The organism is Paracoccus liaowanqingii, from assembly GCF_004683865.2.
Classification (GTDB): Bacteria; Pseudomonadota; Alphaproteobacteria; order Rhodobacterales; family Rhodobacteraceae; genus Paracoccus; species Paracoccus liaowanqingii.
Genome location: NZ_CP040762.1, coordinates 201,028 through 226,641 on the forward strand (window position 1 = coordinate 201,028; position 25,614 = coordinate 226,641).

Consider the following 25,614-nt stretch of genomic DNA (forward strand, 5'->3'; position numbering starts at 1 on the left):
ATCAGAATGCCGCGCGGAAGGTGGGGGGCAGAGAACGCTTACGAAGAATGGACTTCAATCCAAGATGGTCAGAGCGATACGCTTGGCTGCAACGGGCAACTAGATATCTCGGCCCATGCCATCTCACCCCACTGAGCACTGAACCGGGGCGCCCTATCCTGTCTGTCTCGTCCCTGGCGGGCAGGCGCGGACCCAAAATCGCATCCGGCTGTCCAGTTGCACGCTGAAACGACCTTGGGAGTGAAGGCCCGCGACCACAGCACGCCCGTGAGAGACGTCGACGATCGAGGAACAACAGCAGGGTGCGGCCTGAGTGATATGGTGCGTCTGACCATTCCTCGTAGACGATTTCACAAAGATCACCGCAGAGGTAATGCGAGCAAGACTTAGGGGCATTTGGACAAGCCAAACGCCCCTAGCATTCATCTTGCTGCTTCCTGCGATAGGCAGGCCTCCCTCCGGGGAACCGCGGTTTTCCCGACGCATTGCAGTCCATCATCAGCGTGATCGACGCCGCCAGAATCAATGAGTCGGGCCGCAGGGATCCGGTTCCACACCCGCCAAAGCCGTGCGTGACCTACGGCGCCGAGACTGAACCGGCGCATCAGGCTTTTCCTGGCCGCGACCAAGGCGAGGACCTCACGCGCTCAGCAATAGATAGTCCTGTTCAAAGGTAAGGTCGGCAATCGTGACATCTTCGCCTCGCACAACGATCACATCGTCACGACCGCAGGGGTCGTTCAGACGAACAAAAACCTTGTTTCCTGCCTGCCGGATGGCTGCCAATTGCACGTCCTCGCCCAGGGCGATGACATCCTGCCCGACCTCATAGTCCCAGATTGTCGATCGCTCGCGGACGCCGTTCAGGGCCTCGAAGCCGAAATAGAACGTATCGGCCCCTGCCCCACCCGTCATGAAGTCGTTGTTGCCTGCGCCCGAGATGAACAGGTCATCTCCGTCCGTCCCGACCAGTTTGTCTCGACCGTCAGTACCCATCACAATGTTCAACGGCGGCGCCTCATCGATAACGCCATCCTCTCGGTAGAGGAGGTTCTGAATGCGGTCATCGCCCCCATAGGCCTCATCAGCCTGATCGTATGCGGTTTCCGGGTTGCCAAAGTTACTTGCCAGGTATTCCGCAAAGGCGTCCTGTTCGGTGCCGTTCGCCGTGAAACTTGCGGCCCCGTCCCGGGTGTCATCAGCCACGCCGTCATCGTCCAGGTCGGCCAAGTTGACCCGCTCGATGCCAGCCCCCGTCGGGAAGGGATAGCCGTCGCCACCATCGGCCAAGAAGCCGAGGGTCACAACGCGCACCTGACCTTCGGGATTGCCGACCAAATCGCCGCCCCGCACCAACACGTCCAGGTCGTTGCCGTCCTGATCGGTGATGGCTGCGCTGACAATCCGGGAGCCAGCCGGCTGCGCCGGATCAAAGCTGAACTGGATGCCGGACACCTGCGCGAACTGGCCCGCAGCTTCTGGCGCGGCCGCGACAGCATATTCCAGAACCTCGACGAGTTCCGCCCGGCTCATCGTCAGCAGCGTCAGATCGTTGTTGAAGGCCAATGCAGTCTGGATGTCGGCCTGACTGATCCCACCCTCGGGCTTGATCAGATTGCCTGCGCTGTCGCGCAGTTCTCCGGTGGGCTGGCGCTGGAAATCAGTGCCACCTGCCGGAACAACGACCTCGCCGATCGAAGCGCGAATGCCGCCCCCGTTCTTGATCGAGACAGTGACTGTCTCGTCATATTGCTGCGCATAGGCGAGATTGGCATCCGCCGTCAGGTTCCCAAGGTTGGTCTCCTGGGTCCGCACCCCATCGGGATTGCCGTCCATCGCCACGCCCGAACGATTGCCGTTGAGGTAGACATTCGAAACGCCAAAGACATTGCTCTCGGTCGCCACGATCTGGTTCTCGATCGCATCGGCGATGGCCTGGAGCTCAGGATCGACGAGGTCTTCAGCATTCAGATCAGCCACGCCTTGGGCGTCGGTCGCATAAGCGCCCGACACCTCGGGGTCATAGCTTTCGGCAATGACATTGCCGTCCTGGTCGAAATCCACCACCAGCCGTCCAACGTACTTGTAGTTTCCGTCCGTGTTGACCACGGCGGTCACGCCGCCATCAGCGTTGGTCACGAACTGAGGATAAGTGCCTTGGGAAACATCGCCGTCAATGGGGCGGTCATTCTCATCCAGCAGTCGCGTGTTCGAGCCTCCGGCGATGACCACGTCGACGCCCGACAAGCGCGATGCCAATTCCATCTCTATGCTCAGGACCTGCATATGAGCTTTGAGAATCACCTTGTTCAAACCCGGGTTTTCGGCGAGCAAAGCATCCACTTCGGTCTGGATCACGCTGGCCAGCGCATCAAGTTCGGTGGCGGTGGGTGTGGTGCCTGCCCAGACCGGCGCGACAGTCACGCCCCCTGAGGAGGAGATGCTTGCCAGTGTGGGCGTGGTTGCGCCCACAATACCAATCAGCTCTCCGCCGCGCTCGGCGACCACGGAGGAGGTCACCGAGTTCGCCATTGCCTGTTGGCGGCCCTCCACGAAGAGCGGTGCCAGAGCGGGATCTGTTGTCACGTCCAGATTGGCAGAAAGATAGGGCATGTTTGTGCCAGTGAAGTCCTGCCCCTCCAGCGAGGTGCCCGCCAACGCATCAAAGTTGCCCGGGGCCGAGCCGTCAATCAGCGCCGCCAGTGCCTCGGTGCCCTTGTCGAACTCATGGTTGCCCAAGGTGATCGCGGCAAAGCCCAGTTCATTCTGGATCTGGATGTCGGCAATTCCACCCGATCCGAAGACCGCTTGCGAGGCGTCGAAGAACACCCCTGGGATAAACGCATCCCCAGAGGACAGACGAATGGTGTTGTCGGCGATGCCGTCATTTCCCAGATCCTGTGCTTCGAGCGCATTCATGACTGCTGAAGCGTTCGGCGCATAAAGGGTGGACGAGCCGTTCCCTTCCTGGTCGGCGAGGTGCAGAATTTCCAGTGTATACGTCATTGGCGAGATGCCGAAATCGAGCCCCACCACAATTGGATCGTGGTCAGACGAGCGATAGGCGTCGGGTGTGAACAGCGACGGGTCGCGCCCGAAATCGAGGTTGTAGTCCAGTGCGTCGGCTTCGTCGGCATTGATATTCCAGTAAGCCGCGCCCGTCACTTTTTCCATCAGCGAGGCGTTGGCCAGCGCATAGTCCAACGTGCCGGTCAGGCCGTCAAAGACATAGCTGTTACTGTCAGGATCGAAATGCGCGCCGAGGTCTGTCAGGTCATCCGCGGTTCCCAGGATGCCGTCAGAGCCTGCGCGCAGCGCGGTGATCGCATCCTCCATCCGGTAAGCGTTCAGATCACCCAACACCAGCACGTCATCTTCACCCGTACCGGTGGGATCATTGGCAATCCAATCAGCCAGTGCCTCCGCCGCCGCGGTACGGACGTTTGCATTGGCCCCTTGCCCGTCGCCCGTGTCCGCATCGCCATCGACAACGGAGCCCTTTGATTTCAGGTGATTGATCACGGCCGTGAAGCTCTCGCCGCTTTCCTTCTCGGTGAAGGTCTGGGCAAGAGAGGCGCGTTGCGTTTCTACCGTCTGGAACCGAACGTCCACGGTCTCGTCCAGCAGCGCAAAATTGCCATTCAACTCGACCGTCTCGGTGTCATAGAGGAAAGCGAGCTTGATTGCGTCGCCTTCCAGCGCACCACCCTTGGCGCCTTCGATCGGGCCGGTTTCGACAAAAGCCCAGGTGCCGCCCGCCGCGTTCAGCGCCGAGGTCAGTGCGACCAGTGACGTCGAGCCCATCGGATCGTTCTCGATCTCGGTAAGGCCCACCACGTCAGCGTCCAACGCGTTGATGGCAGCGACCAGCTTGGCCTCCTGCCGATCGAATTCGGCCTCATTGTTGGCCCCTCGCGGCGACAGGTTGCCGGCCGGTCCCGTACTGCCTGCCAGGGTGGTGAAATAGTTCAGGACATTGAAGCCTGCGACCTTCAGCGTTCCGCCCACGTCTTCAGGCTCGGCCGGGCGGGGGTTTTTCTGGATCAGCGTGCCTTCGGTCGGCAAGTGCATACGATACTCGGGTTCTTCACTGCTGGCGGCACTGTCTTCAGAAAAGCTGAGAACGCCCGCCAATCCCTCGTAAGCATCCCCCATGCGGATGCTGTCATCCGCGTCCAAAATGCCGTCATCTCCCAGGAAAGGGACAAGGATGTCAGCGGGGTTCTGCAGGCCAGTTCCGTCATCGATCATCAACGAACGCGAGGCAACCTCTTTCAGGAAGTCTCCATAGCCATCAACACTGGGGGCATTGGTTTGGGTATAAGTCTCGATGCGCCCGTCCGAGGTCAGGCGGATGGTGCCGAAACGATCCAGTTGAAAGAGCTCACTGACGGTCATCTCTTGTGCCACGCTGACGCGCATGCCCTCGTAGGCCTCCAAATTGGCGACGTAATCACCATCAGCATCGCGAAGGACGGTCGCTGTCGGGAAAACAATCTCAGCCGCATCAGGGAGCGCATGTCCGCTGCTCTCCACGGCTACGGAGGCCGCGGCAATGCGGGTCTCACCGCCAGTTTCGCCCACTGTTCCTTCAACGGTCACGAGATCGCCGACAGCCACGGGGACCGATGAGGCCACGAAGATGCCCTCGGACGAAAAGGCGTCGGTGTCGGCGTCGCTTTCCTCTTCCTGAATATAGTACCCGCCGAGGCCCGGCATCAGCTGGGTGACAACCGCCTGTACGCGGACTGCTTGACCCAGCAACGGGCTTTCGTCGGCAGCACCAGGCACCCCGACCAAGGTTTCATCACCCAGATTTGTCGATCCCTGCACCGTGTGGATCCGGACATCCTGATAGCTGTCCGAAGGGATCTCATAGGTACCAGCAGTAGGCTGGTTCACGGCGGGATCGTTGTTGAAGTTGGCGAAGCGAAAATCTGCGGCTTGGTCGGTATCGACGCCATTCTCAACGCGAATCGCTCCAGCGGGCAGAAAACTTCCGTCAGGCCCCACCACGGGAGCGCCAAGATGAAACGAGGATGCGGCCTCGCCATCACTGATACCCACCGCGTCGACCGCCACCTCCGCACCCGTCACAGCGTTTCCGGTCAACGAGGCGGTTTCAACTAGGCCAAGCGTATAACTGGAATTCTCGATGAAGTCGTTCGCGACAAGAGCGTTCGGCGTGACGCCATAGGTCGCTTGGACCAGCTCATTACCTACCAGGAAAAAGCCGTTATCGCCGACCTTATGGTCAGCCGTGAAATCGATGCGAGCGTCGATCTGCCCATTTTGGGCAATGGCATCGGATTCAATGACGACAAGGCTCAGGCCCTCCAGTGATTGACCTGGCTCACCGAAAAGCTCGACGAACTCGGTATCGGTCCCCGTGGTCGATCCGAGGATCTTATTGATGACCAGAGGTTGAGCAGATACATAGCCCGCCACCGGGAACGGCGTGGCCGCTGCAGCATTGGACGCCGTACCATCCAGCGCATCCGCGCCGGAGAAGCGCCATTCAGTGGGGTCGAAGACCGGGTTCGGCCCGGAACCCGGCAAGCGCGCTGCCCATCCGTCCAGGTAATCCCAAGCGGTTCCGGTGCCATCAATATCGGGCTGGCCGAACAGGTCCACGACCTCGCCGTTCAGGAACAGTTCGATCGCATCATCGCCGTTGATCGCTGTCGCGGCAATATTCACGAAGTCGGGGGCGAAGCCGAAATAGCTGCTGAAAGCCTCGGTTTCATTGGACAGATACAGATAGCTGCCTCGTGCAGCGGGTGCTGCCGGAAAGGTAAATTCTTCTCCGTTCGAACCACCGCCATTGTTGGCTGATCCAACACCGTAGATGGAAAGGTCGGCGATATCGGCGCTTGCGTAAAGCTCGATCGCCTTGGGTAGCCCACCCGGAAGGGGACCGTCGATGATGCCCGTGATCACAAGATTTGACATGGCTTGCGCGCCCCTTCAGAGGAAAATTCCTATTCTTGATAGGCTCCAGTCGCATCAGTTTCCTGACAGCGCGTTAACCATTTTGTAATATTCCCGTTACGCCCGGTGCGAAATTGCGGACCTCACAAAAGTAATCGGCAGGTCAGCGTTGGCCACAGGAACGGGCCTAGGTCCAGCGTTCAGTTCCTGAGATCGGACGTCTGCTCTTCCGGTAATCGTCAGTCAAAAGGCGGCAAATTCCACTCTGATGTGCCCGAAGTTCTGAAAGCGCCTTAACTGCTCTGCCTTTTCATTGTCCTCCTCAGCTTCCTTCGACAGACGGTCGGTCACCATCCGATTGAAGGCACCTGCACGTGCAACGAGCTCGGCAATCTCGGCATGAAGGGCCTCTGCCTCTTCCCGTTCCTGTGAGGTGTACGGCCGGGCATCCTCGTCGAGGAGCCTGCGCTCCTGATAGGCGGCCTGCTCCACGGCACTCTTGACCCGCATCCTCATGGAGCGCCCGGCAGAGGTTTCATCAATCAAAAAACGTCCCCTCTCGTGACCTTCGATATTACTCCGTCGCAGTCGGCTATGCCATGGTAGCTTCATTGACCCGCCGAGGTTTGCCACCAATGGAGGTTAATTGGAAGGTGAAGTGCAAAACCCCACTACGTCACCTGGCCATCCGGCACGCGAAAGCTGTAACGATCCACAAAGGGAGCGGTCATGTCATCACTGCCCTTTGACGAGGTCATGTTGTCAAGTCCGGGCGTGGCCGTAAATGATGGATCTCTGCCGTCGGTGCGTCGTCTTGGTAAGAGGCAGTAAGTAGCGCCACAACTTCCATATGCAGATCACCCGACGACCGCATGTTGGTCAAACCCGAGCAAAGGCATTCGCGGAATTGGAGCTATCATCGACGATAATAAACTCGAAGCGCACCCCTGCATTCGGTTGAACCGCCCCGGGTTTACCGGAGAGTAAAACTCTCAAAAGGTGAGCCTCATGACAGACAAGAAACACACTCCGAGCTACACGGCCGAGTTCCGCGCTCGCGGCGTTCGGCTTTTCCACGACCATCGTTCTGATTACAGCAGCGACAGTGCCGCCTACCGGGCAATTGCCTCGAAGCTGGGTTGTTCGCCTTTCAGCCTGCGGGACTGGTGTCGGCGCGCCGCGCGTGATGCAGGCGAACTGTCCGGACCGACGAGCGAGGAGAAAGCACGGATCAAGGTCCTGGAGCGTGAGAACCGTGAACTCAAGCAAGCCAACGAGATCCTGAAGAAGGCCAGCGCATATTTCGCTGCGGCGGAGCTCGACCGCCCATTCCGCAAATGATCGCGTTCATCGATGATCACCGTTGTGTCCATGGTGTCGGGCCGATCTGCCGGGTTTTGGGGATCGCACCATCGACGTTCTTTGCCTTCAAAGCCGTAGAGTGCGATCCCGACCGGGCATCGGACCGGGCCAGGCAGGATCGGCTGGACATGGCCGCGATCAAGCAGGTCTTCGATGGCAGTCGGGGGCGATATGGGGCTCGCAAGGTTTGGCACCAGTTACGCCGCGAAGGGCGCGCCATTGCCCGCTGCACGGTGGAGAGGTTGATGAAGGTGATGGGGTTGCAAGGAGTTGTGCGCGGAAAGAAGGTCATCACCACCAATCCGGATGCGGCACAAGTTTGCCCGGACGATAGGGTGAACCGAGCCTTCGTGGCGGACATGCCGAACCAACTGTGGGTCAGCGACTTCACCTATGTCTCAAGCTGGCAGGGGATGGTCTCGTTCGGGGCCCTGCTCGGACCGATGGCGCACTGGCCCCTCACCTTTCATCATCGACGTCTTCGCCCGCAAGATCGTCGGCTGGCGTGTCTCGACCTCGATGGCGACCGGTTTCGTCTTGGATGCCCTGAACCAGGCCATCTGCCAGAGGGCGCCGTCTGAGGCTGACAAACTGATCCATCACAGCGACCGGGGCAGCCAATATCTGTCGATCCGATACACCGAGCGGCTTGCAGAGGCCGGCATCGACACCTCGGTCGGCAGCGTCGGGGATTCCTATGATAATGCTTTGGCCGAAAGCATCATCGGCCTTTTCAAAACCGAGGTCATCAAGTTCCTCGGCCCCTGGAAGTCCGTTGGTCAGGTCGAATGGGAAACCCTGAAATGGGTCGACTGGTATAACAACACCCGCCTGCACAGCGCCATTGGCTACGTCACGCCGCAAGAAGCAGAAAAGGCCTTCTATGCAAACTTGAACGCTGTCGAAAAAGTAGCCTAATCATTGAACCAGAAACTCTCCGGTAAACCCGGGGCGGTTCAATGCCTGGACATCTGGCAGGCATCACGCGCAGATAAGGGCACCGCAGTCCTGCTCGGCGTCATCGCATTTTTTACCGCCATTGATGCGGTTATACGGAAATGTGGTTGGCGACGTCGATGCGAAGGCCGCCAACGGCACGAGCGTGCTGTACCTGACTTATGAATCCCATCGAGGATTCGGCGGTGCTGCCTCTCTCACGGCTCTCGCGTTTGCTGCACATCGATCAAAACCACGATAATTGGCCGAGGGCATGGCATTGCCCGCTTGCGCCTTGTCTATCAGCAGTTGTAGCATTGAATGCTTTTCTACCTAATAGGTTCGCACGCTCATTCACTCAGCCAAACCAGATTGATAGACAGGAAATGCCATGGAGTTAACCAAGCTTGTCTACGCTTCGAGCCACGGCGGTATTGAAGAAGATACGTTGCGGGAGATCATGCAAGACTCCCGTACTTGGAACGAACAACATGACATCACCGGCTTGCTTGTCGTTGGTGAAGAAGATTTCTTTCAGGTTATCGAGGGCCCGCGGAGCAAAGTGGCGGCTTGCTTTATGCGGATCATGCAGGACTCACGGCACTGTGGCATTCACGTATTGTTGGCGGGACCCATCGCGAACCGGAGTTGTCCGGATTGGCGCCTGCATGAGATCCCCGCTCCCGACCTTACATCCACAATGATTGACCGGTATGGGGTAGATGGCGAGTTTCAACCGCATAGGATGTCAAAAGATCAGATCGAAGGTCTTATTGAAGAATTAGCGACAGCAGTTTGATCCTTGATGAAGACGTTTGGTCGAGCAATCACGGTTTAGTCTGAAACTTTCGACCGATCGCCCCTGATATTACCGAGGGCTTACGCGGACGTTTTGCATATATAATTAAGCCTCGGGGTCCTACTCAAGCATTTCCAAGGTCTGCGCCAAATCGTACAGAAGCAAGATTGGTAAACTGTAGCGCCCGGCATCGGCCAGATCATTCGGTGAATGCATCGGCAATGTTGCCAAGGATTTTTGTCTGGGAGTGGGGCATTGATAAAGCCGGCTTACATAGTTCAAACTGAGATCAGCCATGGCGGGTCGCTTGGGAACGCGAGTACTTCGAACTGTAAAAGGCCTATTGGTGAGATAGTTTCGGTGATAAAAAATTTTGACGGTGAAAAGTGGTACCTTATCCCCGCCACCATGATGAGCGTCTTGGTAAGGCAAATGGCCGGGCTCAACCTTCGATAACTGCTTTGCTCGTACTTACGCTATGTATCTGACAACCCCGGAGAGAGGGTTCGCTCCGGGGTTGTCAGCAAAAGGAAACTCTTGATTAGGAACGCGCCTTTAAGGCGAGTAATCGAACTAAAGTTCCCGTGGAAATTTAGCTTGCTAGTCACTTTGTTCGCGGAGCCATGCCTCGATCTCGGGCTTGGGCGCCCCAAAGAGCATCAGATTGTCGAGTTCCTGAAGGCAGGCGGCCGCGTCCTTGACAGGCTTGGGCCGCTTCCCCGGATCCGCCCGCCATAGCCATGCCACACGGCTCTCCTTGTCCAGTTCAGCTATCAGCATCGCGCGCTTGTCCATGTCGTTCACTGTACCTGAGTAGAGTTTCAATTGTGCAGGCATGCGCTCCTCAACGATCCAGCGCCACATGACCAAAAGGCTAAGGAAAAAAAGACAGCAAATTTTGGCGCGGTTGAATGCGCTCAGCTTTTCCCATTCAGCCGCGCCAAGAGCAGCTTTGAAGCCCTGAAAGTCGGGACCTGCTTAGCCTCCACCTTCACCGGGTCGCCATTTCTTGGGTCCCTGCTCATCCTGTGCTTCCGCATCTTGCTCGCAAAGTTTCCGAAGTCCCGGAACTCGACCCTCTTGCCCTGCGCGAGACTGTCAGCCCCTGCGCGAGACTGTCAGCGATTTGGTCGAGGATTGACTCAACGGCAGTTTCGACCACCAGTGGCGACAGATGCGGGTGGGCCTTTGCAAGCTTCCGGACGAGCTCGGAACGGATCATGGGCATTCCTCTTTCGATATTAAGCCCGCTCTAACGCCTTCCGCCGGATTTCCGATGCCAGGCCGATGACCAAAATCCTCGCTGCCCCGTCCGCTCAATCCCCAGCCTATGGTTTTTGCAATAGGTATTTCCGCGGGAGCGACGACACATGCTCACATTTGTTCATAAATTAGAACAGATAATGAACAAACCAGCATATGCACAACCTAAACGTGCAGAACATCGTTGAGGCGTTATGTGCTAGGGGTGTCTTAGGTGGGTCCTTGATCTGGCTGGATGTAGGCCGCTGAATTGGTCCCGTCTGCGAGCTTCAGATCTGGAAATGCCCTGCACCATTCGATGTCAAGGCCCCCTGCCCAAACGCGGGCGGCACTTGCAGATGCGGTAACTGCGTTTTTAGGTAACCACCGCATGCAGGTTTCGATTCCGGAAAAGCAGCCTTCGCAGCACAAGGAAGGTCCGGCAATCACGATCACCGTAGGACACGCAACTTTTGATTGAGTGCACAGTTAAAGCGACGCGAGCAAAAAATGGCGGATCTAACCGTGCAGAAAAGAATGATTGTAACCACCACAACGCGGGACGATCTGACGCTGATCGTCACGGCATTGTCGGCTTACCAGCACAACGCCCGGTATCGGGCGCTTTATGAACGGCTGATGGCTCACCTGCAATAGGGCGGCGGCAAGGTCACGAGCGTTGCTGCTTTCCTCTTGAGAAACACTGCCTGCAACGATGCTCACGTAGGAAAGATAGGCATGGTTGCCCTGTAAGTGTGGCCTAGATGGCTTCCTGACAGGTAACCTTCTACGCAACTGGCGTTTGCGAGAGCGTCGATCACCTTGCTGAAGCCTTCCCGGACATGGTGCGCAGGTTACCCATTCAGTGTGAGTGGGTAATCTGTAATTTCTCAAGATCAGAGACGTTTAGTTGTCGTGGTAGGGACGTCATCGCGCTGACGTCCCTTCAAGCCGGCGAGCCCGAGCAGTCCCAAGAGGCCGAGCAAGCCCCAATCGAAACCGTCATCCCGCTCAACTCCGACCGGCGGCGCGTTCGCAGGCTCTGTCGTCGTCACCTGGGCTAAAACGGGGCTGCTGGCAGCGAGTGCGAGAGCGACCGTGCAGATGCGAAGTCCTTTAGACATGATGAATTTCTCCTGTTCTGCCATCCTACCAGCCTGGCGCGGTCCTAACAGCACGCGAGGTGAGATGTTCCTGGTGATCGAGAAGCGCCCTCTCCATTCGCCTTCCGACAAGTCCTGTCCTTCCTACCTCCTGATCAGGCTGGAGGCCGAGATGTTCCTGGCTCTCCCGTCTGTGCTAGAATGGGTTATGGAAGAACATGAGTTCCAGGGAATGTTTCTGGAGGCGGGCATGCCAGAGGATCACATTGATGCGGCGCTGACACGCTTTCACGCCTACGGGGGACTCGCCCAAAATCCTGTCCCAGAACGACTACGTGACTGCAAAGGCAATCTATGCCGTGATGGATGCCCGCGTAGACCCTGATGACGCCCACAGCGCTGTCGGGCGCTACCTTATCTCTCTCGGCGCGCGCATAGCCGATTGGGAGGACAAGATTGCCCAGCTCACCCCTTGATAGGTGCCCTTTCCCGTGATGGCTGTTAAGGGGTGAATTTCATCGGCAAGGCTTTGGACCGGTTAGAGCGAGCGCTGACACGCTACTTACCGCACTGGGCGCAGCTAGTTTGAACATAGCATTCACCCCTATCCACCACGGAACAATCATGGAAAAAATCAAAATGGATGCAGCCCAGGAAAAGCAGCTGTCGCAGTCTTTGTCCGATGCTCTGGATCGGAACAACCTCCGTCAGCACCTTAAAAGGGTATGGGTGTTTGATAAGCAAATTCTCGTCGTGGATTTTGCTTATAGAAACGTTCATTTTGGTTTCGACATGACCCCATTATCGGACAAAAAACTTTCTGTTGATCTCCTAAAGAGGGACAGATCACAAACCTCATTCATAATAACTTCCGCTGCACAAGGGAAGCATAGATTAACGTCGAGCACGGTCCCGGATGAGGCAGTTAACGTGGTTATAGATAAAGCAATCGACTTGGTTAATCGGATTGATCGACACTACAAAGCAATTGAAGACGGATTTTCACTACCTGTTTCCGGCGACATACACATCCATGAAGCAGAAAATAAAGGTCCACGCCCCGATACCAAACCTCACAAAGTTGGTATTTTTACACTCCCTCTTGGGAGAAATTATGGGGGCATTCTTCAAGCTTATGCTCTAATGAAAACAGTACGAGATCTTGGATGCGACCCCATCTTGATTAATAGGCGGTTTGCTGACAAAGAAGCTTTACTTACCACGGAAAGAGATGAAAACGATATTATTCCAGCGATTACCAACACGATTGATATGGAAGTAGACCTAGAAACTCGCTCATTTATCGAAAATAACATTCTCCCTATAAGTCGACCCTTTCGCACTTCAGCCGAGCTAAAGAAAAATATAGCCGATTACGACCTGCACGCAGTGATCTCTGGCAGTGACCAGGTATGGCGCGCAAAATATGCCCGCGGCCTGCTGAAAGACTTCTTTCACGGATATCTTGATCCAAAAGATTGCCGCATTAAGCGTATTAGCTATGCCGCTTCCTTCGGGGCTGATCAGTGGGAGTTCACTGAAGAGCAAACAAAAATGGCGGCACGTTATGCCAAGCTCTTCGACGCTATCTCTGTCCGAGAAAAGAGTGCGACTGAACTATGCCGGGAACATTTGGGAGCCGATGCGCGGCACGTTTTGGATCCGACACTCCTGCAGACGCCAGAATGTTATCGACGCTTATTTGCAGACCGGGTGAAGGTCGCGCCGGGGCGGCGTATCACCAGCTATATTCTGGATGCTAGCCCAGAAAAAGCTCAATTCATGAAGAAAGTTTCTGATCAGCTTGGAATGAAGATCGTTGCAGCGAATAGGCGTTTTGATAGCGCTGGCACCCTTACTCCTGACAGGACTGTCGAAGGATGGCTGGTAGACTTTTATCAAGCTGATTTTGTTTTAACAGATTCTTTCCATGGCGTGGCATTTTCCATACTATTCAACAAGCCATTTATTGTGTTCTCGAATCCGATCCGGGGATTGGCGAGATTTTCGTCAATACTTGGACTCTTTGAACTGGAAGCCCGCATGGTTAAAGATGTTGGCTCTGCCGATCTTGAGGCGTTATTAACTCCTATTGACTGGATAAAGGTCAATATGCGCCTGGACGAATTACGCCATCAATCAATAGAGTTCCTGCGTAACGCGCTCGAAATTCCGCCCAAAACGTAAAGCAGCATGCCTCCCTATCCCGCGAGCCGCCCACGAACTACTCGGTCCTTCCCAGTCTGCTGCCTTTGCTGCATCAGCGTCGATGATCAAGCTGCCTCACTCGATGCCTACCGTGCCCTGTTTCCTGTAACAGGGAATATCCTGCGGGCCGCGGCATGGCACAGCGTGTAGGGGTCCGCCTCCGAACCGCCCTGCCACTCGTGGGCAGGGCAGCGCTGCTAGAGGGAACGCTTAGGGAACCTATGACAAAGGCCTATTGATGCTTTTATTCATTTTCCTATGGTTGTTCTTCGGCAGTTATTTCCGGCACTACTCCCATTTTTGGGAACAGGAAACAGCTTCTCCGCCACGATCACCATGTTAATCGGCTTGGCGACAAGCGGGACGTTCGCATACCTGTCCGGAATGGTTGCCCTGTCCTCGCTGCTGGCGAAGATGATTGGAACACATGCGGCGAGGAGATCATCCGCTAAGGGATACGATGTGTCATTGCCAAGCCGATTGTTGAGAATGCCGCCATCAGGCAGAGGCTTTTCCTTAAGGAGCATATAACCGCCATCCAACGTTGATGACGGTCCGACCACCACTCCGCCGCAATCGCTGATCTGCCGGCAGATCTCGAGGCTCAAGATAAATTCGTCCTCTACTACCAAGATGCGCCGTCCAGCGAGATCGGGTTTGTCCATGGATCACCTTCAAAACTTGCAAACAGGTGAGTTGAGCCATTGTTCCCGCTTCCCTGGAGGTGCCACTCCTCATGGGCATTTTGGTCTGCACCGTCCACCCCCCCCCGTTCAACTCCAAGCCTGCTTTGTACCCCGTATTCGTGTCATGAATTTTATTTTCATCTTAGGGTTGAAATCGGCCCATAACCCGGTAGATCGGTGATCCGTATCCACGCCTAAGTAGGCTGGACATTACTGCCTTCTCATTCAGACATCTGGAGTGCCTATGAAGCATCGCGACTTCCGAAAGATGTTTTTGGCGGCGGGTATGCCGAAGGATCAAGTTGACGCCGTCCTCGATCATTTCCATGCCAATGGCGGTGCCGCCGACATCACTTCGGTGTCCGAGTATGAGGCGGCAAAGTCAATCTATGCCGTGATGGATGCCTCTGTCCCTTCCGGGGATTTCCATACTCCGGTGGCGCGCTATCTTATCTCCCTTGGCGTTCGGATCGTAGCTTGGGAGGACCAGGCGGCTGTTGTCCCTGACTTCACCCCCAGCCTGCCCTCTCGCCCGTAAGCAGGTTTTATGAAACCGAAAACCCCGGCGCGAAAGATCGCACCGGGGCTGTCAGGACAACGTAACTCGAGACCACATGAATGTTCCGTAAAGGCGAGTGGCCGGCTTAGAGTTCCCGTTAGAACACAGTCCATCGGAAAAAAGATGGGGAAGCTACATTCTATATTTCCCAGCATCTTCTTCGAGGTTGAAGTGTAAAGGCGGCCAGAAACGCAGACGTCAGTTGTTTACTCTCGGAGAGAGCCAATGGACCTGAAAGACAAATTTGAGCTTGAGCTTCTACGAGTGATAACCACCCGCATCATCGCAGTTGTCGATGCGCAAGGCTACGGCTGGCGTGATGATTTGAGAGCGGGCGCAGCTAGCGATCCAATCCGCTTTCAAACGCATGCTCAGCCAGGACAAAATATCGAGGAGGCCTTGGAAGCCGCGTTCAAAGACGTTGCTATTCGACTTGGCTTTGAGCCGCAGGATCTTCCGACGCGTCACTAGGGAACGCACTCTGCCAATGCGGCGAACAGCCCCGCTGACAGCGGCGTGCCGATCACCACTGGCGCATCGATGTCCGTTTCAGCTTGTGCCAGATCTTCGAACCATCGTGGCCGGGCGACGACTCCTCCCAAAGTGCCGACCGGCCTATTAGGATAGTAGGCCCACCAGTTGCTCTAGCAGCGTATCTTTTTTGGTAAGCAGTTTGCCCTTACCATCGTGCTAGGTTTCTCAGGAACCCGTTGCCCCTTGTGGAAGCTCTCAACGGCAGCACCGCAAACGCGGACATCGACCTCTTGCTGGATCAGCCCGAACGGCCCCAAATACTACAAGCTGTCGACCTCGACGTGATAGTCGGGCGCCACGCGGGCCTGCTTCCAGCAGGCGAACCTGTAAGGCTCCGTCGGCAACGGCGCCAGGTTCGGGACATATGAAAACGAATAGTAAAGCTTACTTTAGTTGGTAAAGTGCGCAAAAAGGTTCTACTCATCGAACTTGACAACCTGGAGTTGCCGGTAACTGATGGCTTTATCGGCTTGATAAGGATGTGGCTGTGACCAATTTCGGAGGCGGAATGATTGGAGATAATTCTCTCGAGAGGGAAGGGTCATATGCTTTGGGAGTAAGGGGATGAATGGTTCAGCTGCGTTCGAACAGTCTGACTGGCTAAACCTCTCAGGCGCAGATCAAGACACCCTACGCATCTGGTTGCAAGCAACAACAGATCTTCTGCCACTTGCGAAGGCAGCTGGAGTTGACCAAAAAAGCAAAGCTTCCATGATTTCTCAAGGGCTGGCATTTGAAGATAACCATGCATTTTACGGCTACAGCTTGAACCTTACCGATAAAGGATGGCTGGCAATTGAATGGGTTATACCAACAGCCCTAAGCTCTGACTCACGGGATTCCCTTCGACCTGAAAATCTGAATCATTGCCATCAAGAGATGGAGGTTCTGATGGCGATTGAGATCACTCGAACGGATATGTCGACAAGTGAGCTTCGGGCGGCGGCGGCGCGCACAAAGGATGCAAAAGCGGTGCGGCGGATTTTGGCGATCGCTCTTGTTCTGGAGGGCGCGGATCGCAAGACGGCGGCGGAGGCCTGCGGCATGGACCGGCAGACCCTGCGCGATTGGGTTCATCGCTACAACGCCGAGGGGATCACCGGTCTGTCGAACCGGTATTGGGCAGGCCCGACGCCGCTCCTGAACTCTGAGCAGAAAGCGGAACTTGCCCGGATGGTCCGTGAAGGGCCTGACCTTGAGGCCGATGGGGTGGTCCGCTGGCGCTGCGTCGATCTCAAGCGCAAGATCGAAGATCGCTTCGGCGTGGTCATGCACGAGCGGACGGTCGGCAAGCAGCTGGCAGCCCTTGGCTTCCGCCGCCTTTCAGTGCGCCCACAGCACCCCAGATCCGACCCGTTGGCACAGGAGGCATTTAAAAAAACTTTGCCGCTACGGTAAAGGCCGCCCTGCCGGAGACGGCGCACGGGAAGCCATTGGAGGTGTGGTTTCAGGATGAAGCACGCGTAGGTCAACAGGGGACGCTCACCCGGACCTGGGCCGAGTGCGGAACCCGGCCTCGTGCGCCGCGCGACACCCGCTACAAATGGGCCTATATCTTCGGCGCCGTCTGTCCATCGCGCGCCACGACCGCGGCACTTGTCATGCCACGTGCCGATACCTCGGCCATGAACGCTCATCTCGCTGAAATCGCGAAAACCGTCGCGTCGGGCGCCCATGCCGTGCTCGTGATGGACGGCGCCGGCTGGCATAACTCCAGCGCTCTGCGCATCCCCGACAACATCACCATCGTGACGCTTCCGCCCTATGCGCCAGAGCTGAATCCGGTTGAGAACATCTGGGCCTATCTGCGCGCAAACTGCCTCGCCATCACCGTCTTTGACACCTACGCAGACATTGTCGACCGATGCTGCAGCGCATGGAACGCCTTCGCAAACGACCCCGAGCGCGTCCGATCGATTGCCACGCGTGAATACGCAAAAGGGGTCAGTGCTTAGGGCCGTTGGTATTAGCCGCAACGATATTGTTGTTCCACTCTACGGGACTTTGGAGACCCAACCCCAATCATCGGTGCTTTCTATATAAACTACCATGGCGATAATTGGTTCAGGCTGAACAACGCTGCCCGTGGGCGAGATAGCCATTAGCTGTCCTGATCACTCGGAAGATGGCGGTCAGAATGAGGGCCAACAAAGCCCTGAGGTGGGCCAGGATCTTGCGGATGTTGTGGCCGCAGCCGCAGAGCACGGCAAAGATGGCGTCGCCGAACGTGCCTTTCAGCGGGCAGCGCGATAAGCGTCCGTCTGTTTTCATGTGTCCGATCTCGGGCTCGATGGCGCTGCGTCGCCTCAGCAGCGCTTTCAGCTTCGGCGTCAGGCCGCGGCGGGTGCCGCTGATCAGGACCTTCGTTCCCGATACCCCATGGCCGCGATACCCGCGGTCCACGACGGCCAGATCCGGGATCTGGCCGGTCAGGATCGCAATCTGCTCCAGGGCTTCGGGCAATGTGTGGCCATCGTAGGGATTTCCCGGCAAGGCGCGCATGCCCACGACGAAGCCCTCGTCGATGGTGGTGGCCAGACTGACCTTGGTGCCGAACTCGTAGCGCTTGCGGGCTTTGCCCTTTGAGATGCAATCGACCTCGGGCTCATGCAGGGCGTAGATCTTGCTGCGGCTTTTTGGAGATTGATGGAGCAAACGACCGACGAGCACGAGGGTGTCCAGAACCCGTCCCCGGAAGGGCCCCTCCGCAATCCCGTCCAACTGCCGGCGGATATCCCTCAGGACACGACCGGCGTATCCCTTCAGCTGTTTCAGAGCCTTGCCCATGCGTTTGAACTGCCGGGCATGGGCGTAACGCCCGATCTGCACGGCCAGGCGCGGTGCGAGACGATTGTAGTTCTGCCGCAACGTGATCCCGCCCTCGCCGGCGAGGGCGACAAGCTTGCCGCGTGCCTTCTTATACAAGCGCGCATCGGTCGGGTGGGCGATGTTCTTTTCCATCACCGTCGTATCCACGGCGATGCGCGACAGGCTGCGATCCTTCACCGCCCCTGAGCTGCGCCCTGCCTCTATCGTCTTGGTCAGCAGCCACTCGGCCCCTTCCTCTCCGATCCGCTTGCGCCACCGGGTCAGGGAAGACGGGTCAATCGGCAGGCGGTGCTGGAAGAAGACCTCGCCAGTGAAATGCTGGTAGTAGGGGTTCTCAACCCAACGGGCGACGACAGCTTCGTCAGACAACCGATAGGCATGCTGAAGATACAGCAGGCCCGCCACCAGCCGCGGCGAGGTTGCCGGCCGCCCTGTCGGGGAGGGAAAGAAACCCGCCCATTCGGTCTCGAAGAACTCCCAGTCAATCAGCGCGGCGAGTTTCGCCAGTTCATGGCGCAGATCGATCATCTCGGTCAGACGGGGACGCAGGAGATCATCCTGTTCTTCAGCGCGCGGACGAGGCTTCATCACAGCTCCGGAATTCGCAAGGTTTCGAATACCAACATACGAAACCTTGCAATTCCCCGCTAACGTTTTGAGAGGATAAGCGATCAAATCTAGACAGTTAAATGTTGTTCAGGCCGGTCTAATTGATTATTAATAGCATATTTAATAGAAATAACTTCTGCGTGTCTTACACGCGGGACCGAAGACAAAGCCGGATTCTGCTTTTGCCTTGCGCCTTCATGAGGATGTGAAAGCTCATGGAGCATCTTCGCCATGACTGGTTCCAGCAATCGTGGCCGAGTTGCCACCTCACATCTGCTGATCAGCGAAGCGTTGCCTCAGCCATTCCGGCAGGGATACCGACAGTTCGGTGTTGTCGAACCGACCATCCGTCGCCTGTTCAAGCATTTTGCGGATCGACTTGCCTTGCGCACCGAGCACCTTGGACGGCCAGTTTGGCTTTGTGGCCTCCCAAGCAGTCAGATAGCCGTCTGCCCATATGGGGATGAGCGGGATCTCGGTGGGGATCAAAGCCAAGTCATCCGCCGCCCGCATCTTCGAGACGGTGTCATTGTAGCGCAGCATGAGGAGTTCGACAAAGCACGACAGCTTCTTGTCAGTCTTTAGGTTGAACGCGACAAGATTGAGGAGAGGGCTGAGCCAGTCAAGAGGCTCGACAAAAAGCGGCGCCGTGCAGACCCCGGTGAGGTAGCCGTCGAGCCAGGGCTCGGTCAGCCCGGCCGGACGCAGCAGTTTTGCCAGCTCGTCCTTCTTCTCGGCCGCGAAGGCGGGCGCCGGGAAGTTTGCTGGCACCATGGACGATGAGACGAAAGGCCCCTCCACGTCGGGGTCAAGCAGTCCGCTTGGACCATCCTTCCGGTCAATCCAGACCAGGATGGATTGATCGCAGATGAATTTCATGACCGGGATTTTCTTCAGATCCCGCCCGTTCATCAGCGCGGCAGCGACAGCAATGAATTCCTCCGCGTCGTCGGTTCCGGCTGCGCTGAGCAACAGCGCATTGCGGGCGATGATGGCGGCCCATTGCACACGGCGAGCTTCCAGCACACTCCACATGCTTCGGGTCAAGGCAGTGTGGGATCTTGCGCTCTCCAGTCCGGCGACCGTCTCGTCGCTGTCCTCGAACCAGCTCGCCAGCATCCGATACTGGTCCGGCCAATACTGGCTGGCCGTGATCAGACGACCGCGCGATTGGACGGGCAAGCCTGCGATGCGACCTTCGGGATCGGCTAACTCCAGGATTGCCTCGACCGAAGACGGAAGAGGGCGCAATCCGGCGAGGCCGCAGGACTGGACTACATCCACGAGCCCCGGTACGGGGGCGAGGGCTGCCTCAAGGCCCTCGGCCAATGCGAGGCCAATCGCCTCCGCCATGTACGCGGGTGAAACATCAAAGGCCTCGATCTCGTCCGTGATCCGGGCCATGATAGCGCGCTGCTCGGTAGCGCTGTCGCAGGGCATGACATAGGCATCCTTAACGCCGAACCCTTGTTTCAGCAGCACCACGGCAACGCTGCGGGAACTCCCCGTCTGAACTGTCGCCGCCATGCTCTGCGCCCCCGAGCCATCAACCAGACTTGCGACAATCCGATGCAGCTTGCGCTCGGGCTCGCTGATGGCTCTTGCTATCCCTTTGCGCATGGCATCACGAACAAGCCCATCCAGGCGGTCGCGCAGCACAGCATCTGCCATCCAGCTTCGCAGGATCGTGAGGCGGGCCAGCACCTCTGCAGAAAGCTGCCCGGAAGCAAGTCGATCGGCCAAGCCCTCCACCGCGCCGGATCGGATGTCTGCACTGGCGTCGAGCAGCCAGGCGCAGCCAAGTTCGGCGTAGATTTCCGGCGGGCGCCCCACGGCGACCCGGACCAATGCCTGGCGTGCCCCGGGCGGCATGATGGGGAGCATCTCGGCAAACATCGCGTGGAGAGCCGAACCGCCACCGTCCTCCCGGATCAACGGGCCAACCAGGCTGTCGAGCAGGGAGTCAAAATCAGCTGGATCTTGGCTGTCCCCAATGACCTCGTTGAAAGCATCCTCCCGCGAGGCGAGGCTTTCAGGCGGCGTCAGGCTGGCGCGCACCCATGCTCCCGATACTGCCAGACGGCCTCTAAACGTTAAACTGCCTGTTACAACCAGCATGCCCAGATGGGTTTCGAGGCTATCAATGAAGAGCTTACCCTGCTGCTGCCCGTTCTCCCGCGCTATTCTGGCCTCGTCTAGAGCAGCACCGAGCAGGTGACTCATACGCTCCTCGGCAACGCCGACCGAAGAGATGCTGGCCAGTGCCCCCAGCAATCCCGCCGCATCCGCAGGTGCCCTTAAAAGTACCCGCCCGAACCGTGTCAGCGTTTCCGGCTGCACCTTCGGAGTGGTGTTCTGAGCAAGGTCGGTGAGCATGGTCTTGACAGAGCTGGGCAGCATGGGGGTCCCAAGTAAGCTAAAGGCAGACCATGTTAATTCTGCATCGACTCATGCTGCAGCGCAAGCGGAGGGAGATCGCTTGAGGTGGTGCGCCACCGATACACCAGACGCCGTCCTATCCTGGCAACGTGTGGCCCGGCCGCGGCGTGCGATTAGACCGGATGTGGGTCTCGCCGGCTAGCGCTGCACCGTTTGCGACCTATGCCCGTCACAATCCGGTTCTAAAATTGGTCGATCAGCGCCTCTTGGCGCCCGGCAAACCCCACAAGGTCGTTATCGCCGCCATCGCAAACGCAGTCCTCAAATCAGACATCCTTTGGCAAGCGAAGCCAAGGGTTTGGACAAATTTACTATGAAGCGGCGGTCACGAGGCGCGTCAGCACTGACTTGAGTTCCACTCGATCGGTCGGTTTCGGCAGGATCATCGCCGCCTTGAAGCGAGGGGGCAGTTCGGAGGCATCGACATATCCTGTACAGAAGGCGAACGGGACGTTCATTCCGGCAAGCTTGTCAGCGACTGCGAAGCTGACATCGCTCTCCCCGAGGCTCACGTCGAGAAGGGCCGCCTCGGGGCGTGAGTCAGAGATCAGACGCATCGCCGCCTCGACCGATGAGGCCGGACCCAGCACCTTGCATCCCGCATCAAGTAGCATTGACTCCATTTCCATGGCGATCAGGGCCTCGTCCTCGACGAGCAACACCACAGCGCCAGCCAGGGCTGCTGGGGACGCAGTCGGCGGACGAGGGCTGCGCGGCGGGGCTTCAGGGATGATGCCCTTGCCCGCCGGTACTCGGATCACGCAGAGCAGTCCCGTTTCGCGCCATTCAAACTCGATCTCTCCCCCCAGCTGTTCAATGGAGCTGCTGATGAGGGCCGATCCGAACCCCTTGGAAACGGGGTGCGCCACGCTCGGCCCGCCGGTTTCGCTCCACGTCAGTCGAAGCAGGGACTGATCAGTCGCATTTGCCTCGAGGGTCCAGTCGAGTTCCACTCGACCCTCGGGCATAGAGAAAGCGCCATATTTCGCGGCATTGGTTGCAAGTTCATGCAGAACCAGACTTAGGGGCTGGGCACTTGCCGGCGGCAAGCGCAGCGCAGGGCCGGCCAGCCGGGATATCATGTTCTTCCCCGCAAAAGCTGCCAACTCCTGATCCACCAGTTCCTTCAGGTTGATGGCGTCCCACCGCGACTTCGACAACAGGCCATGCACGCGGGCAAGTGCTTGGATGCGTCCGGTCACGGCCTTGCGGAAGCTCACGGGATCCTCGCTTCTGCTTAGATTTACAAGGGACTGAATGATGGCCAGCATGTTCTTGGCGCGATGATCCACCTCGCGGGTCAACAACCGCTCGCGTTCCTCGGCCTCTCGCCGCTTGGTCACGTCCCTGGTGACCCCGACGATCCCGATAACATGATTGTCCTCATCGCGCAGCGGTGCCTTGACCGAACGATAGTGTCGAATGCCGCCTTCCGGGCCGACATAACTTTCGTCGATATCGAGGGTCTGACCGGTGTCGATGACATGCCGGTCATGGGCCATGATGGCGCGGGCCTGTGCCTCGTCGGGGGCATAATCAAGATCCGTAAGTCCAAGGATCTCTTCGGGAGGCCGACCTACTGCCTGCTGCACGGCCGCGTTCACATAGAGGATCCGCCCGCTGTTGTCTTTGGCGTAGATCAGGTCCGGAGTCGAATCCCCGATCAGACCAAGCAACGCCGATGTCTGTCGCAGCTCGTCGCTGGTTCGCTTGAGTTCGTCAACATCTGTGCAGGTTCCCATCCAGCGAACGATCGCCCCCGTGTCGTCGCGCACGGGCAGAGCACGTCCCAAGGTCCAGCGGTACACGCCGCTGTGGTGACGCAGGCGATACTCGATCTCGTAGGCATCGCCAGTGTTAAGACTGAGTTGCCACCTGGACCTTGCACGCTCCTGATCCTCAGGATGGAACATGTCGTTCCAGCCCTCGCCATCGGTTGTTCCCTTCGGGACACCCGTGAATTCGTACCAGCGGTCATTGTAGAAATCGTGATACCCGTCGGGGCGTGTCGACCATACCATCTGCGGTATAGCATTCAGGATCAGGCGCTGTTGCTCCTCGGCAAGCTCTGAACTCTCCACCCGTGCCTTGGACATCTTGCCTGCCTGCTTCATATTCTCCCACCCACCGTCTGATTTCGTCCCGAACCGCATTGTCAATGAACCACTCCGCTCGGATGGTTACCGATGCGGGACAGCCCGCCGGGGCTTGCTGTGGCATCCGAGCATGAACGGCGGCACGCGCGGGCCTTGTTCCATCGTTTCGCATGATCACAGTGCTGCCGATCGCTTATCAGGTACCCGCAGGAATACCGACTGTATTTAGAGCCCTCGTGCTGAACAGGCGCGTCCATTTATGCGCAGCACCTTACTGAGCTACCCCCATCCTTGGACAGATTTCGCGCTGCTTTACTACTGTCTGCACCTGCTCATCCGTTTGGATATTGATGAAACAAACCACAGCAAGCGGCTGCCCGCCATGGGAAGTGAGAAGCCGCTTGTGATCGAAGACGCCAATCCCGCGTCTGACAGCGGCCTCGGCCTGTGATCCGATTTTCCACCATTGATCGATCATCATCGGATGCCCACCATCTACGGCGGCCAATTCCGAAACTGTGCGCGCGTCCTTAACAGTTTCCAGAGCCACGCGCGCTGCTACGCGCAAAGGCGATCAATGCCACAATAAGGCTGTGACACCCTAATAAGCTGAACGGCGTGTCGTCGCACGATGCCTGCTTGCGGCCATGCTTCGGGTCCACTCCGGAAACCCTTTAGAGGCGTGCAGCCAGAATACCTCAGGATCCAGTCCGGCGTTTGTAAGCAAGGAGTCCTTAAAGGCTGTCCTGCGCCGTAACCACCGCTCGGCTTCTCCGCGCGCTAAGACCTCGGCTTTTTCCATCCCTTGAGAGTTCGCATCAGTTAAAAGTTGGAAGATGATGGCGCAGTTGAGTGCCGGATATCCATGCATTCATCTTCTCCTTTTAATTGTTTTCAGGTGAGCATACACAACCTTTTAAACTGCGCAACTTGGGTGGTGGCCGGGTGGAACTTACGGGCTGCTTTTGCGACTGACCGGACATGATGGCGCGTTGCACGGCGAGCGGGGATCTGTACTTGGAGACGACGCTGGAATGCGAATTTGTGTTACTGGGGCAATTGGCTTCGTCGGCTCTGCTATTGTTTTTGAGTTGCTCGGCGCCGGGCATCACGTCATTGGACCCGCCCGAACTGACGCGGCAGTCGCCGCCCTTCGTGATTCGGGCGCAGTGGCGCAGCAAGGCGCCCTTGATGGCCCAGACAGACTGCGCCGCGGCGTGGAGCTTGCGGATGGCGTCATTCATGCGGCGTTCGATCATGACTCCTCGCGGTTTGGCGAAAGCTGCGAAGCGGATCTCTGGACAATTGAGGTGATTGGCCAGGTAATGGCCCGGAGCGGACAAGCTGATGATCATGCAGCTGCATCGTCACGGACGAGGACATCGCACCGTCCGCGGGGCAAGGCACGCCTTGGGTGCCGGAACGGTCGCGACCCTGTTCGACACGCTCATGGTTGGGATCGCCCCATCGGCGCGGGATGGCGCCCGCTGCGAGGAACGTGAAATGGCCAAAGGGTTGGCTGCGATAAGCGGGAGCCCCCCTTCCCAGCAGGACAATAATGTCCTCGATCATGCGAACCATTTTGCATCCTCGCGCTCAGCCGTCTCAGCGGGTCGAGTGCCAGCTTGGTTTGTCCCGCATCGCAGACCTCAAGACGCCGTCGCCGATTGGCGGCCTTGCGGGCCCAAGCTTTCGTTCACGAAATCTGCACGTGCCGCCACTGGGCTCCCAAAAATGATACAGACCAGCCATACTCCGGACCTGAGCTGCAATGTCGTCAGATCGGCAGCTCCGACGTGGCCTTCTCCGTCGAGACCACGATGGACGTTCGAAATTTCCGGACGTTCTTGTCCGCGAAGAAAAAACGGTGCGTGAACGCCTCGTAGTCTCCAATATCCTGCGCCATCACGATGAGGATGAAGTCAGCATCCCCGGCAATGCAATAGAAATGGGTGACCTGCCGATCCTCCCGTGCCTTGCGCTTGAAGGCGTCAATCTGGTCGACACGATCCCGCTCAAGCTCGACCGCCACGATGGCAGTGATGCCCAGTCCCAGGGGCTTGGGATCCAGGATGGCGACCTCGCGCCGGATCACTCCTGCGTCCCGCAGCAGGCGCATGCGCCGCTGTACGGACGCAGTCGAGATGCCGGTCGTCTCGGCAAGTGACTGAATCGACGTTTTTGCGTTCTGCTGCACCTGATCCAGTAACTTGCGATCTATCGCATCCATGATCTCATCCCGCCGTTTTCTCGTCATTGCTGACACGATCGGATCATCTTA

Annotated in this window: 16 protein-coding genes, 2 pseudogenes and 1 other annotated feature; of the genes and pseudogenes, 8 read left to right on the plus strand and 10 right to left on the minus strand. The window is 57.6% G+C overall.

The features are described 5' to 3' along the window. Positions 1-639 precede the first annotated feature (639 nt). A complete protein-coding gene (locus E4191_RS19600) occupies positions 640-5,952 on the minus strand; it encodes an ExeM/NucH family extracellular endonuclease (RefSeq protein ID WP_139616074.1) in 5,313 nt (1,770 codons plus the stop codon). A 222-nt stretch (positions 5,953-6,174) separates the two neighbouring features. Then, the gene (locus E4191_RS19605) at positions 6,175-6,477 is read right to left on the minus strand and encodes a hypothetical protein (protein ID WP_139616075.1); all 303 of its coding nucleotides are present in this window, start codon (positions 6,475-6,477) and stop codon (positions 6,175-6,177) included. Between the two features lie 462 nt (positions 6,478-6,939). Between E4191_RS19605 and E4191_RS19610 the strand changes: the two are divergent. Then, a pseudogene (locus E4191_RS19610) lies at positions 6,940-8,211 on the plus strand (IS3 family transposase). Continuing rightward, positions 7,227-7,343: a sequence feature (AL1L pseudoknot), on the plus strand. It overlaps the preceding pseudogene by 117 nt. A 409-nt stretch (positions 8,212-8,620) precedes the next feature. After that, the gene (locus tag E4191_RS19615) at positions 8,621-9,028 is read left to right on the plus strand and encodes a BLUF domain-containing protein (protein WP_139616076.1); all 408 of its coding nucleotides are present in this window, start codon (positions 8,621-8,623) and stop codon (positions 9,026-9,028) included. 600 nt (positions 9,029-9,628) lie between these two features. Here E4191_RS19615 and E4191_RS19620 read toward each other — a convergent pair. From E4191_RS19620 to E4191_RS19630, 3 genes and pseudogenes are all read right to left on the minus strand, one after another. After that, entirely contained in the window at positions 9,629-9,865 is a 237-nt protein-coding gene (locus E4191_RS19620; protein ID WP_139616077.1) for a hypothetical protein, read from the minus strand. Between the two features lie 80 nt (positions 9,866-9,945). Beyond that, positions 9,946-10,116 (minus strand): annotated as a pseudogene (locus E4191_RS24925) (HU family DNA-binding protein); the annotation flags it as partial. Between the two features lie 1,050 nt (positions 10,117-11,166). Next, positions 11,167-11,418, minus strand: a complete 252-nt coding sequence (locus E4191_RS19630; protein ID WP_228461855.1) for a WGxxGxxG family protein — start codon at positions 11,416-11,418, stop codon at positions 11,167-11,169. A 579-nt stretch (positions 11,419-11,997) separates the two neighbouring features. On the opposite strand from E4191_RS19630, the gene E4191_RS19635 reads away from it, so the two are divergent. Further along, positions 11,998-13,560 carry a polysaccharide pyruvyl transferase family protein gene (locus tag E4191_RS19635; RefSeq protein WP_139616078.1) on the plus strand — a complete coding sequence of 521 codons (1,563 nt, stop codon included), beginning with the start codon at positions 11,998-12,000 and terminating at the stop codon, positions 13,558-13,560. 269 nt (positions 13,561-13,829) lie between these two features. On the opposite strand, the gene E4191_RS19640 is transcribed toward E4191_RS19635, so the two are convergent. After that, positions 13,830-14,246, minus strand: coding sequence for a response regulator (locus E4191_RS19640; RefSeq protein ID WP_139616079.1), 417 nt, complete (start codon positions 14,244-14,246; stop codon positions 13,830-13,832). 265 nt (positions 14,247-14,511) lie between these two features. Here E4191_RS19640 and E4191_RS19645 point away from each other — a divergent pair, with 265 nt between their 5' ends. The 3 genes from E4191_RS19645 to E4191_RS19655 all read left to right on the plus strand — a co-directional run bounded on the left by E4191_RS19645 (position 14,512) and on the right by E4191_RS19655 (position 17,315). Further along, on the plus strand, positions 14,512-14,805 hold the full coding sequence (locus tag E4191_RS19645) for a hypothetical protein (RefSeq protein ID WP_139616080.1): 294 nt from the start codon (positions 14,512-14,514) through the stop codon (positions 14,803-14,805). Between the two features lie 246 nt (positions 14,806-15,051). Beyond that, the gene (locus tag E4191_RS19650) at positions 15,052-15,297 is read left to right on the plus strand and encodes a hypothetical protein (protein WP_139616081.1); all 246 of its coding nucleotides are present in this window, start codon (positions 15,052-15,054) and stop codon (positions 15,295-15,297) included. A 951-nt stretch (positions 15,298-16,248) separates the two neighbouring features. After that, positions 16,249-17,315 (plus strand): IS630 family transposase gene (locus E4191_RS19655; protein WP_135314267.1). Its coding sequence is split into 2 segments (ribosomal slippage): positions 16,249-16,735 and positions 16,735-17,315, totalling 1,068 coding nucleotides; the frame shifts between segments, so codons are not numbered across the junction. A 109-nt stretch (positions 17,316-17,424) separates the two neighbouring features. Here E4191_RS19655 and E4191_RS19660 read toward each other — a convergent pair. The 3 genes from E4191_RS19660 to E4191_RS19670 form a co-directional block, all read right to left on the minus strand. Next, positions 17,425-18,777 (minus strand): IS5 family transposase, encoded by a 1,353-nt coding sequence (locus E4191_RS19660; protein ID WP_139616082.1) that lies wholly within the window; start codon positions 18,775-18,777, stop codon positions 17,425-17,427. 288 nt (positions 18,778-19,065) lie between these two features. Further along, on the minus strand, positions 19,066-20,202 hold the full coding sequence (locus tag E4191_RS24930; protein WP_407947092.1) for a UPF0149 family protein: 1,137 nt from the start codon (positions 20,200-20,202) through the stop codon (positions 19,066-19,068). A 1,346-nt stretch (positions 20,203-21,548) separates the two neighbouring features. Continuing rightward, positions 21,549-23,333 (minus strand): PAS domain-containing protein, encoded by a 1,785-nt coding sequence (locus tag E4191_RS19670; protein ID WP_176562816.1) that lies wholly within the window; start codon positions 23,331-23,333, stop codon positions 21,549-21,551. 259 nt (positions 23,334-23,592) lie between these two features. Between E4191_RS19670 and E4191_RS19675 the strand changes: the two genes are divergently transcribed. Both E4191_RS19675 and E4191_RS19680 read left to right on the plus strand, forming a co-directional pair. Continuing rightward, a complete protein-coding gene (locus tag E4191_RS19675) occupies positions 23,593-23,784 on the plus strand; it encodes a hypothetical protein (RefSeq protein WP_139616085.1) in 192 nt (63 codons plus the stop codon). A 583-nt stretch (positions 23,785-24,367) separates the two neighbouring features. Further along, positions 24,368-24,835 (plus strand): NAD-dependent epimerase/dehydratase family protein, encoded by a 468-nt coding sequence (locus E4191_RS19680; protein ID WP_139616086.1) that lies wholly within the window; start codon positions 24,368-24,370, stop codon positions 24,833-24,835. Positions 24,836-25,110: 275 nt separating this feature from the next. Here the strand turns inward: E4191_RS19680 and E4191_RS19685 are convergent, their stop codons facing one another. Beyond that, the gene (locus E4191_RS19685) at positions 25,111-25,563 is read right to left on the minus strand and encodes an Lrp/AsnC family transcriptional regulator (protein ID WP_139616087.1); all 453 of its coding nucleotides are present in this window, start codon (positions 25,561-25,563) and stop codon (positions 25,111-25,113) included. Positions 25,564-25,614: the final 51 nt, after the last annotated feature.